At 60.9% G+C, this 11793-nt stretch carries 9 protein-coding genes; 7 read left to right on the top strand and 2 right to left on the bottom strand.

The window, feature by feature from the left end; genetic code table 11:
* Positions 1-8 precede the first annotated feature (8 nt).
* Both gatA and gatC read right to left on the bottom strand, forming a co-directional pair.
* Positions 9-1460, bottom strand: coding sequence for an Asp-tRNA(Asn)/Glu-tRNA(Gln) amidotransferase subunit GatA (gatA, locus tag ALQ04_RS18040; RefSeq protein WP_122317104.1), 1452 nt, complete (start codon positions 1458-1460; stop codon positions 9-11).
* A gap of 14 nt (positions 1461-1474) precedes the next feature.
* Entirely contained in the window at positions 1475-1762 is a 288-nt protein-coding gene (gene gatC, locus ALQ04_RS18035; RefSeq protein ID WP_025261797.1) for an Asp-tRNA(Asn)/Glu-tRNA(Gln) amidotransferase subunit GatC, read from the bottom strand.
* A 208-nt stretch (positions 1763-1970) separates the two neighbouring features.
* On the opposite strand from gatC, the gene mreB reads away from it, so the two are divergent.
* The 7 genes from mreB (at position 1971) to ALQ04_RS18000 (ending at position 11792) form a co-directional block, all read left to right on the top strand.
* Positions 1971-3008 (top strand): rod shape-determining protein MreB, encoded by a 1038-nt coding sequence (gene mreB / locus ALQ04_RS18030; protein ID WP_002555108.1) that lies wholly within the window; start codon positions 1971-1973, stop codon positions 3006-3008.
* Positions 3009-3238: 230 nt separating this feature from the next.
* Positions 3239-4312, top strand: a complete 1074-nt coding sequence (gene mreC, locus ALQ04_RS18025) for a rod shape-determining protein MreC (protein ID WP_409077272.1) — start codon at positions 3239-3241, stop codon at positions 4310-4312.
* Positions 4305-4796 (top strand): rod shape-determining protein MreD, encoded by a 492-nt coding sequence (mreD, locus tag ALQ04_RS18020; RefSeq protein WP_122317102.1) that lies wholly within the window; start codon positions 4305-4307, stop codon positions 4794-4796. The genes mreC and mreD overlap by 8 nt, the downstream gene beginning before the upstream one ends.
* A 63-nt stretch (positions 4797-4859) precedes the next feature.
* A complete protein-coding gene (locus ALQ04_RS18015) occupies positions 4860-5459 on the top strand; it encodes a nucleoside triphosphate pyrophosphatase (RefSeq protein ID WP_122317101.1) in 600 nt (199 codons plus the stop codon).
* Positions 5456-6913: a ribonuclease G gene (gene rng, locus ALQ04_RS18010; RefSeq protein WP_122317100.1), complete on the top strand. Its 1458-nt coding sequence runs from the start codon at positions 5456-5458 to the stop codon at positions 6911-6913. The genes ALQ04_RS18015 and rng overlap by 4 nt, the downstream gene beginning before the upstream one ends.
* A gap of 172 nt (positions 6914-7085) precedes the next feature.
* Positions 7086-10901: a YhdP family protein gene (locus tag ALQ04_RS18005; protein ID WP_122317099.1), complete on the top strand. Its 3816-nt coding sequence runs from the start codon at positions 7086-7088 to the stop codon at positions 10899-10901.
* Positions 10902-10946: 45 nt separating this feature from the next.
* Entirely contained in the window at positions 10947-11792 is an 846-nt protein-coding gene (locus ALQ04_RS18000; RefSeq protein WP_122317098.1) for a carbon-nitrogen hydrolase family protein, read from the top strand.
* Position 11793: the final 1 nt, after the last annotated feature.

The following is an 11793-nucleotide window of genomic DNA, read 5'->3' as shown; positions in this document are numbered from 1 at the left end:
TGTTCTCCTCAGAAGCCTTCAGGGGCGCGGGTATGCCAGTCAGTGACTTGCTGATACTGGTGCGCGACGTTGAGCAGGCGGCCTTCCTGGAAATACGGGGCAAGCAATTGCACACCGACCGGCAGACCATCGACGAAGCCGGCAGGCATGGACAGGCCCGGCAGACCCGCGAGGTTGGCGGTGATGGTGTAGAAGTCTTCCAGATAGGCTGCGACCGGATCGTTGTTCTTGGCGCCGATCTTCCAGGCCGGGTTTGGCGTGGTCGGGCCGAGAATCACGTCGACTTCGGCGAAAGCGTTCATGAAGTCATTCTTGATCAGGCGGCGAATCTTCTGAGCCTGCAGGTAGTAGGCGTCGTAGTAGCCGGCCGACAGCGCGTAGGCGCCGACCATGATGCGGCGCTGTACTTCAGGGCCGAAGCCTTCGGCACGGGAGCGCTTGTACAGGTCGGTCAGATCCTTGGGCTCTTCGCAGCGATAGCCGAAGCGCACACCGTCGAAACGCGACAGGTTGGACGACGCTTCTGCCGGGGCGATGACGTAATAGGCCGCAATCGCGTGCTGATTGTTCGGCAGGCTGATTTCCTTGACGATTGCGCCGAGCCTTTCCAGCTCCTTGACGCTTTCGTGCACCAGTTGCGCGATGCGCGGGTCGAGGCCGGCGCTGAAGTATTCCTTCGGCACACCGATGCGCAGGCCCTTGAGCGAGGTGTTGAGGCTGGCGGAGTAATCCGGCACTGGCTCATCGATGCTGGTGGAGTCCTGCGGATCGAAGCCGGCCATGCCTTGCAGCAGCAGGGCGCAGTCTTCTGCGGTGCGGGCCATCGGGCCTGCCTGATCGAGGCTGGATGCATAGGCGATCATGCCCCAGCGCGAAACGCGACCGTAGGTCGGTTTCAGGCCGGTGAGGTTGGTCAGTGCCGCAGGCTGGCGAATCGAACCGCCAGTATCGGTGCCGGTCGCCGCCGGCAGCAGGCGCGCCGCAACGGCAGCCGCCGAGCCGCCGGATGAACCGCCGGGCACGTGCTCCAGGGCCCACGGGTTTTTCACCGCGCCGTAATAGCTGGACTCGTTGGCCGAACCCATGGCGAATTCGTCCATGTTGGTCTTGCCAAGTGTCACGGTGCCAGCGGCAGCCAGGCGGGCAACCACGGTGGCGTCATAGGGCGCCTTGAAGTTGTCGAGCATGCGCGAGGCGCAACTGGTGCGGATGCCCTGGGTGCAGAACAGGTCCTTGTGCGCCAGCGGCGCGCCCAGCAGGGCGCCGTTTTCACCGGCAGCGCGGCGTGCGTCGGCGGCCTGGGCCTGGGTGATGGCCAGGTCTTCGGTCAGGGTGATGAAGCTGTTGAGCTGAGGGTCGAGTTGCGCGATGCGCGCCAGCAGGACACGGGTCAGCTCTTCGGAAGAAAACTTTTTATCGGCGAGTCCGCGGGCGATCTCGGCCAGAGTCATTTGATGCATGCAGGCTCTTTCCCTTACTCGATGACTTTCGGAACCAGGTAAAGTCCGTCCTGGACCGCTGGTGCGATGGCTTGGTAAGTGTCGCGACGATTGTGCTCGGTAACGGCGTCTTCGCGCAGGCGCTGGGAGGCTTCCAGCGGGTGAGCCAGCGGCTCGATGCCGGTGGTATCGACCGCTTGCATCTGATCGACCAGCCCAAGAATGCTGTTAAGTGCTTCGGTAGTACGCGGGATATCGGCGTCATCAAGCCCCAATCGGGCCAGATGGGCGATCTTTTCCACGTCGGAGCGTTCAAGCGCCATGGGGTATCTCCAGTGGAATGCTGACGAATCGGCTCTATCAGCAAATTGCGGAACACCACCGCGTTTGTATGGTCATAAAGCCGCAAACGTCGGGGGGCGTGTTCAGAAAACCGCCAATTTAACATATTGGCTCCTTGCCCAAAATCCCTGTCGTTGTTAGAGTTTGCCGCACTTTTTTACCCACGCGTTCCCTAGGGTCCCATATCCCATGTTCAAGAAACTGCGTGGCATGTTTTCCAGTGATCTTTCCATCGACCTGGGCACTGCCAACACCCTTATTTACGTGCGTGAGCGCGGTATCGTTCTGAATGAGCCTTCTGTAGTTGCAATTCGTACTCATGGCAATCAGAAGAGTGTCGTGGCTGTCGGTACCGAAGCCAAACGTATGCTGGGCCGTACTCCAGGCAACATCGCAGCCATTCGTCCGATGAAAGACGGCGTTATTGCCGATTTCAGCGTGTGCGAAAAGATGCTGCAGTATTTCATCAACAAGGTTCACGAAAACAGCTTTCTGCAGCCCAGCCCTCGTGTGCTGATCTGCGTTCCGTGCAAGTCCACCCAGGTCGAGCGCCGCGCCATTCGCGAATCGGCTCTGGGCGCAGGTGCCCGTGAAGTGTTCCTGATCGAAGAGCCAATGGCTGCTGCCATCGGTGCCGGTCTGCCGGTTGAGGAAGCTCGTGGTTCGATGGTCGTCGATATCGGTGGTGGTACCACTGAAATCGCCTTGATCTCGCTCAACGGCGTGGTCTATGCCGAATCCGTACGTGTCGGCGGCGACCGCTTCGACGAAGCGATCATCACTTACGTGCGTCGCAACTACGGCAGCCTGATCGGTGAATCCACCGCCGAGCGCATCAAGCAGGAAATCGGTACTGCCTATCCGGGCGGCGAAGTCCGTGAAGTCGACGTGCGCGGCCGTAACCTGGCCGAAGGCGTTCCACGTGCCTTTACCCTCAACTCCAATGAAGTGCTCGAAGCACTTCAGGAGTCTCTGGCGACCATCGTCCAGGCCGTCAAGAGCGCTCTGGAACAGTCTCCGCCGGAACTGGCTTCCGATATCGCCGAGCGTGGCCTGGTACTGACCGGTGGCGGCGCACTGCTGCGTGACCTGGACAAGCTGCTGGCCCAGGAAACCGGTCTGCCGGTCATCGTTGCCGAAGACCCGCTGACCTGTGTGGCGCGTGGTGGTGGCCGTGCGCTGGAAATGATGGATAAGCACACCATGGATCTGCTCTCCAGCGAGTAATTCGCCGGGGTGCTGTTCATGAGTCTTTTGTATGCAGGTAGCGCTTGTGCTACCTGTATGCGTTAGGCTGACGCCGAAACAAGGTGCCTATTTCTCTCATCTGTCCAGGCCGGTTCCATACCGCATGAATAACAGCCAATTGAAGCTCGATCCTTTGATCGCACGTCCGGGAGGAGCGGCCTATTAAACCGCTTTTCGCAAAAGGCCCGTCGCTGGGCGTACGTCTGCTGGTGCTGGTCGTGCTGTCGGTCGCATTGATGGTGGTTGACGCACGCTTCACGCTGCTCAAGCCAGTGCGCAGCCAGATGTCGATGGTATTGATGCAGGCCTACTGGATCGTCGATCTGCCACAGCGCATGTTTCAGGGCGTTGCCAGCCAGTTCGGCAGTCGCACCGAGCTGATCGCCGAAAATGAAAAACTCAAGACCGAAGCCCTGCTCCTGCAAGGTCGCCTGCAAAAGCTGGCGGCGCTGACCGAGCAGAACGTTCGCCTGCGCGAGTTGCTCAACTCTTCGGCGCTGGTCAACGAGAAGGTCGAGGTTGCCGAACTGATCGGTATGGACCCCAACCCGTTCACCCATCGCATCATCATCAACAAGGGCGAGCGCGATGGCGTGGTGCTCGGCCAGCCGGTGCTCGATGCCCGTGGCCTGATGGGGCAGGTGGTCGAACTGATGCCATATACCTCGCGCGTCCTGTTGCTGACCGACACCACCCACAGCATTCCCGTACAGGTCAACCGCAATGGCCTGCGCGCTATCGCCAGTGGCACCGGTAACCCGGAACGACTGGAATTGCGGCACGTGGCGGATACCGCCGATATCAAGGAAGGCGACCTGCTGGTGAGTTCCGGCCTGGGGCAGCGCTTCCCGGCGGGCTATCCGGTGGCGACGGTCAAGGAAGTCATCCATGATTCCGGCCAGCCATTTGCCATTGTGCGTGCTATTCCTACGGCCGCCTTGAACCGCAGCCGCTACCTGTTGCTGGTGTTCTCCGATGGCCGTTCGCCGGAAGAGCGTGCCGCCGATGCGGCGCAGGCCCAGGAATCAATCGAGAAAGGTGTCGAGCCGACAGTCGCGCCGACGATTCCGCCGCTGGCTCCGGCTTTCCCGATGGTGCCGGCCTCGACGATGCCTTCGTTTCCGACCGGCACCAGTCACGCCCGGCCAGCCGCTCACGGCGCTTCGGCTCCGGCTGCTGCACCGGCGACCCAGCAGGCGCCAGCCCGACCTGCCGCAAGGCCCGCGACGTCTCAGCCCCCGGCGTCTTCACCTTCCACCTCTCGGGAGCGAATAGATGGTTAGTCATGTTTCCGGGCGCAATGGCTGGGTGGTCTGGCTTACATTTGCCGTTGGTCTGTTGCTGAGCGTTTCGCCGCTGCCGCAGTTCATGGAGAACTTTCGTCCCCTGTGGATGGCGTTGCTGCTGACCTTCTGGGTCCTGGCCCTGCCGCACCGGATCGGCATGACCACCGCCTGGTTGCTGGGCCTGATGGAAGACGTGCTGTATGGCAATTATCTGGGCCAGAACGCCTTGATCCTGAGCCTGATCACCTTTCTGGTCATGTCCTTGCAGCAGCGTCTGCGCATGTTCCCCATGTGGCAGCAATGCCTTGTGCTGCTGGTGGTTTTCGGTCTGGCCCAGCTTGCTCAGTTGTGGATCAGCGCCTTGAGCGGCACTCGTCAGCCCACACTGGCTCTCGTTCTTCCTGCGCTGGTCAGCGCCTTGTTGTGGCCATGGGTCAGTTATGGGCTACGTGGGTTGTGCAAGCGATTGAAAATCAATTAAGCGCAGCGTGAGCGCAGGACTGCGTCGTGCTGCGCTCATCGTCACAGACACGGAGATGTCCTTATGCCCTTGCTTTATCTGGCTTCTGGCTCACCGCGCCGCCGTGAATTACTCACCCAGATCGGTGTGCCTTTCACTGCCCTGAGTGCGCAAATCGACGAAACCCCTCTGATCAATGAAGCCCCGGCGGCCTACGTCGAGCGTCTGGCGCGTGGCAAGGCCGAGGCTGGCCTGGCGCTGCTGGACGATGACCAGGCCTGCGTGCTGGGTGCCGATACGGCTGTCGTGCTCGACGGCCGTATTCTCGGCAAACCGCTGGATCAGGCCGACGCGCTGGCAATGCTGGCCGCGCTATCCGGACGCGAGCATGAAGTGTTGACGGCTATTGCACTGGTCAACCGGCAGCGTAGCGAGGCCCGTGTGATTGCCAGTCGCGTGCGCTTTCGCGCCATCCAGCCCCACGAAGCACAAGCCTACTGGACCAGCGGCGAGCCTGCGGACAAGGCGGGAAGCTATGCGGTTCAGGGCCTGGCAGCGATCTTCGTCGAAGAACTGCATGGCAGCTATTCTGGGGTTGTTGGGCTACCTCTGTGCGAAACCGCAGAACTGCTGGGCAGTTTCGGCATACCCTGTTGGCAATGCCTGGAAGGTGACAAGCCATGAGTGAAGAGATTCTGATCAATATCACCCCGATGGAGTCGCGGGTGGCAGTGGTGGAAAACGGTGTTCTGCAGGAGGTCCACGTCGAGCGGACCCAGCGTCGCGGCATCGTTGGCAACATCTACAAGGGCAAGGTGGTCCGGGTGTTACCCGGCATGCAGGCGGCGTTCATCGATATCGGTCTGGACCGCGCCGCATTCATTCACGCCTCGGAAATCTCCATGCGTGAAGGCCCGGCGGTAGAGAGCATCAGTTCGCTGGTCCACGAAGGCCAGAGTCTGGTCGTGCAGGTGACCAAGGATCCGATTGGCAGCAAAGGCGCACGCCTGACCACTCAACTATCGATCCCGTCGCGTTATCTGGTGTACATGCCGCGCACGGCTCACGTGGGCATTTCCCTGAAGATCGAGGACGAGGGCGAGCGCGAGCGGCTCAAGAAAGTCGTCAGCGATTGTGTGGCGCTCGAAGGCATCAAGGAAGCGGGTGGCTTTATCCTGCGCACAGCTGCCGAAGGTGCGGGTGCCGATGAAATCCTCATGGACATCCGTTACCTGCGCCGGTTGTGGGATCAGATCGGCGAACAGATCAAGACCATCAGCCCGCCCAATGTGATCTACGAAGACCTGGGACTGGCGCTGCGTACCCTGCGCGATCTGGTCAGCCCGCGGATCGAGAAGATTCGTATCGACTCCCGGGAAACCTTCCAGAAAACCACGCAATTCGTTGCCGAACTGATGCCGGAAATTGCCGACCGCCTGGAACACTATCCCGGCGAGCGGCCGATCTTTGACCTGTACGGGGTGGAAGACGAAATCCAGAAGGCGCTGGAGCGCAAGGTGCCGCTCAAGTCCGGCGGCTATCTGGTGGTCGACCCGGCAGAAGCGATGAGCACCATCGACGTCAACACCGGTGCCTTCGTCGGCCATCGCAACCTTGAAGAAACCATCTTCAAGACCAACCTGGAGGCGGCGACGGCCATTGCCCGGCAACTGCGTCTGCGCAATCTGGGCGGCATCATCATCATCGACTTCATCGATATGGAAGATGCCGAGCATCAGCGTCAGGTCCTGCGCACCCTGGAAAAACAGCTGGAACGTGATCACGCCAAGACCAACATCATCGGTATCACCGAGTTGGGGCTGGTGCAGATGACCCGCAAGCGCACCCGCGAAAGTCTCGAACAGGTGCTGTGCGAGCCTTGCCACTGTTGTCAGGGACGCGGCAAGCTCAAGACCCCGGAAACCATCTGTTACGAGATTTTCCGCGAAATCCTCCGCGAGGCCCGGGCCTATCAGGCGCTTGGCTATCGTGTATTGGCCAATCAGCGGGTTGTGGACCGGTTGCTCGACGAAGAGTCGGGTAATGTGGCGGAACTGGAGAGCTTTATCGGACGCACCATTCGTTTTCAGGTAGAAACCATGTATTCGCAGGAACAATATGACGTGGTTCTGCTCTGAAGTTGCTCGCGCTGTGAAAGCCTGATGTGCAGGCCGATGAGCCGTATGCCCTTATAACGAGAATGATGCGTGGTAAATGAGCAAAACCTGTACCGGGCCCTACCTGCACTATTGAGCCAGGTCCATCTCGGCAACGCTGGCTGGCCGGCTTCACTGCGGAGGACTCTCTGATATGGAGCGTCTGTCCCGTTTCTTTGCTGCCCTGACTCGCTGGGGGCTGGGGCTTTGCGCGCTGGCGCTGGTACTGGCTGCTTTGTATGTCAGTCTCGGACGCCAGTTGATGCCGATGGTCGCCGAGTACCGGGTCGACGTGGAAACCCGTGCCAGCGCCGCGCTGGGCATGCCATTGAGCATTGGCAGCCTGGAAGGAAGCTGGAGCGGTTTTTCTCCGGTACTGCTGGCCCACGATGTCATGCTCGGCGAGGGTGCCAGCGCTTTGCGTCTCGATCAGGTCAAGGTCCTGCCGGATATCTGGGACAGCCTGATGAAGCGGGATGTGCGTATCGCTCATCTGGAAGTCGGCGGCCTGCAAGTGATCCTCAAGCAGGATCAGGACGGCAAGTGGGCGGTGCAGGGATTGCCCGTGCAAGAGAACGCCGCACTCGATCCCGAGCAAGTACTGAACCAGATGCAAATGGTCTCGCGCCTGTCGTTGTTCGACAGCCAGGTGACCTTACAGCCTTTCGACGAGGCACCGCTTACCCTTACTTACGTCAGTTTCAGCCTGATGACCGGCAGCTATCATCAGCGCCTCGATGCGCGCATGACTCTGCCTGATGGCCAGCCACTGGCATTGAACCTGCGCTCGCGAGTCCAGGCCAGCCAGTGGAAGGACGGCGAAGCCGATCTGTACCTGAGCCTGCCGCAGAGCGACTGGGCCAAATGGATACCCAAAAGCCTGACCCGTGAGTGGAAGCTGCCCACGCTCAAGGCCGGTGGCGAGTTCTGGTTGAGCTGGGGCAAGGGCACGGTCCAGTGTGCCGTGGCACGCCTCAATGCACCGCAGATCAAGACCGGTTATGCCGCGCACAAACCCGCGGCTATCGATAATCTGGCGCTCAATGCCTGGTTCCAGCGCAGTGATACCGGCTTCGATGTGACCCTGGATTCGCTGGCCATGAGCCTGGGCAAGGATCGCTGGGAAAGTCGTCTGAAACTGACCCGGACAGCCGCCGCAACCGATCGTGAAGAACTCTGGCATATCCAGGCCGACCGCCTGGACCTGACGCCGATCACGCCGCTGCTCGACGCGGTTGCGCCATTGCCTGACGGTTTCAGAACCGCGCTCAACAACCTCAAGGCAACCGGCACCCTGCGCAATGTGCTGCTCGATTACCGGCCACAGGAAACGGGCGACAAGCGCCTGAGCTTTGCCGCCAATCTGGACAAGGTAGGCTTCAGTGCCTATCACGGCGCTCCGGCAGCCGGTAACGTCAGCGGCGCAATCAGTGGCGATCTGGGCCAGGGCGAGCTGCGCCTGGCTACCGATGACTTCATGCTGCACCTGGACCCGATCTTCAAGAATGCCTGGCACTACCTGAAAGCCAATGCCCGCCTGACCTGGAAACTCGATGATCAGGGCTTCACCCTGATTGCGCCCTACATCAAGGTCCTGGGCGAGGAAGGCAAGATTGCGGCTGACTTCCTGATTCGCCTGCATTTCAACCATGACCAGGAAGACTACATGGACCTGCGGGTCGGTATGGTCGATGGCGATGGTCGTTATACCGGCAAGTACCTGCCCGCCGTGCTCAGCCCCGAGCTGGACAAATGGCTGCGCACCGCAGTCGTGGGAGGCGCGGTCAATCAGGGTTTCTTCCAGTATCAGGGTTCACTGAACAAGAACTCACCGGATACTGCCCGGGTCATCAGCCTGTTTTTCGATGTGCATGATGCGACCCTGGATTTCCAGCCCGGCTGGCCATCGCTCAAGGGCGTGGATGGCAAGGTCTATGTCGAAAACAGCGGCGTAAGGGTCAAGGCCAGCAAGGGGCAATTGCTCAATACCCAGGTCAGCAACGTGCTGGTGAATATTCCCCATGTCCCGAGCGGGCAGCCGAGCCATCTGCTGGTGGATGGCGACTTTGCCGGCAGTCTGGTCGACGGCCTGAAGATCCTGCAGGAAGCGCCCATCGGCACTGCCAAGACCTTTGCTGGCTGGCAGGGCGAGGGGCCGCTCAAGGGCAAGCTGAAACTGGATATCCCGCTGGTTAAGACCGGCGAACCCAGGATCGCCGTTGATTTCAGTACCGAAGGCGCGCGTTTGAAAATTGCCGACCCGGTGCTGGAGCTTACCCAGCTCAAGGGCGATTTCCGTTTCGACAGCGCCAAGGGTGTGAGTGGAAAAGGCATTCGTGCCCAGGTCTTCGAGCGTCCGGTAACGGCGGAAGTCTTTGCCGAGGGCAAGCCCGGCGCCAACGTGACGCGCGTCGTTGCAAACGGACAGGTCACCCTGAAAAAACTGACCGAATGGCTGGCAGTCAGCCAGCCGTTGCCGGTGTCTGGCGAGTTACCGTATCAACTGCAGCTTACCCTCAACGAAGGCGACAGCTCCCTGCTCATCAATTCGCCACTCAAGGGCGTGGCGGTCGATCTGCCCGCACCCTTCGGCAAGACGGCTGAAGAGGAGCGCGCCGCTGAATTTCGCATGACGCTGCAAGGCGCCGAGAGGCGTTTCGGGGCGAGCTATGGCGAGTTGGCGAGCCTGGCCCTGGCGGCGCCGAGCGGCAAACTGGCAGACGGACGCGGCGAACTGTTTCTCGGCCAGGGTGCGGCCATCGTTCCCGATACCAAGGGTTTGCGTCTGCGCGGCAATCTGTCCGAGCTGGATGTCGCACCCTGGCAGGCTATAGCCCAGCGTTATTCGGGCAACGATCCGGGTGGTAGCGCCAGACAGCTGCTCAATAGTGTCGACTTGCGGGTCGGCAAGCTGACTGCCATGGGCATGACGCTGGATCAGGTTCGCGTGCAGTTGCAGCGCAATGCGGCGGCCTGGGCGCTCTCCCTTGACAGTGCGCTGGTCAAGGGTACAGCCACGCTGCCCGACAGCAAGACCGCGCCGATTGGCATCGATCTGCTGTATGTGCGCTTGCCGGCTCCCGATCCGAGCGCCGCAGTGGTGGAAAATCCTCCCGATCCACTGGCCGATGTCGACCCGAGCAAGATTCCGGCTACGGATATCAGGATTGCCCAGTTGTTCCAGGGCGAGCAGTTGCTTGGCAGCTGGGCCTTGAAGATCAGGCCTTCGGCGACCGGCATTCGTTTGTCCGACATGAATCTCGAACTCAAGGGCCTGGCGCTGCAGGGCGATGGCAGTTGGGAAGGTGCGCCGGGCGCCAGCAGCAGTTGGTTCAAGGGCCGGCTCAGTGGCAAGAATCTGGCCGATGTCCTGAAAGCCTGGGGCTTTGCCCCTACGGTGACCAGTGAAAGTTTCGAGCTGGACGCCGACGGGCGCTGGCCCGGTTCGCCAGCCTGGATCGGGCTCAAGCGCTTCTCCGGCAGCCTGGACGCCACCTTGCGTCAAGGCCAGTTCGTGGAAGTGGAGGGCGGAGCCCAGGCCTTGCGGGTATTCGGTCTGCTGAACTTCAACTCCATCGGCCGGCGCCTGCGCCTGGATTTCTCCGACCTGCTGGGCAAGGGTCTGAGTTACGACCGGGTCAAAGGCCTGCTGGTGGCCAGCGATGGTGTCTACGTCACGCGCAACCCCATTACGCTGACCGGCCCGTCGAGCAATCTTGAGCTCAACGGCACGCTGGATATGGTCCGTGACCGGGTCGATGCCAAGCTGCTGGTGACCTTGCCGGTGACCAACAACCTGCCGATTGCTGCGCTGATTGTCGGAGCACCGGCGATTGGCGGGGCGTTGTTTCTGGTGGACAAGTTGCTCGGCGATCGCGTTGCGCGCTTCGCCAGCGTCCAGTACAAGGTCGAAGGGCCATGGAAAGAGCCGAAGATCACCTTTGACAAGCCTTTCGAGAAGCCTCAATAGCGCGTCATGGAGTACAGTGGCGACATGTCATGTAAGGGAAGCGCCATGTCTTTTGCCGTGATTCAGATGGTCAGCCAGAGCGACGTGTCGGGCAATCTTGCCCAGGCCCGTCGTCTGTTGGAGCAAGCTGCCGAAAGCGGTGCACGCCTGGCGGTATTGCCCGAGAACTTCGCCGCCATGGGGCGCAGGGATGTTGCCGATATCGGGCGTGCCGAGGCGCTTGGTCAGGGGCCGATCCTGCCGTGGTTGAAACTGGCCGCCCGCGACCTCAAGTTATGGATTGTCGCCGGAACATTGCCATTGCCGCCTGATGGTCGACCCGACGGCAAGGTCACGGCCTGTTCGTTGTTGGTCGACGAGCAGGGTGAGCAGGTGGCCCGCTATGACAAGCTGCACCTGTTCGATGTGGACGTTGCTGACAATCGTGGTCGCTATCGTGAGTCGGATGACTATGCTCATGGGAATAACGTGGTGGTGGCTGACACGCCGGTAGGTCGTCTGGGATTGAGTGTCTGCTACGACTTGCGCTTCCCGGAACTGTATACCGCTCTGCGCGAAGCCGGAGCCGAATTGATTACCGCGCCGTCGGCCTTTACAGCGGTGACCGGCGCGGCGCACTGGGAGATTCTGATCAGGGCACGCGCCATCGAAACCCAGTGCTATGTGCTGGCAGCGGCGCAAGGCGGGGTGCATCCGGGGCCCCGGGAAACTTACGGGCACGCGGCGATCGTCGATCCATGGGGTCGCGTGCTGGGCCGCCAGGAGCAGGGTGAAGCCGTGCTGCTGGCCGAACGAGACAGTGAAGAACAGGCGTCCATACGGGCGCGGATGCCGGTGTCCAGTCACCGGCGCTTTTTTTCGCAGGACGCCGTGCGGCCTGCTTCGGAGTGAA

Origin of the sequence: Pseudomonas cichorii, from assembly GCF_003700275.1 — a bacterium.
GTDB classification, from domain to species: Bacteria; Pseudomonadota; Gammaproteobacteria; order Pseudomonadales; family Pseudomonadaceae; genus Aquipseudomonas; species Aquipseudomonas cichorii_B.
Note: the sequence above shows the minus strand (reverse complement) of the source record. Positions and strands in the feature narration are given on the sequence as shown.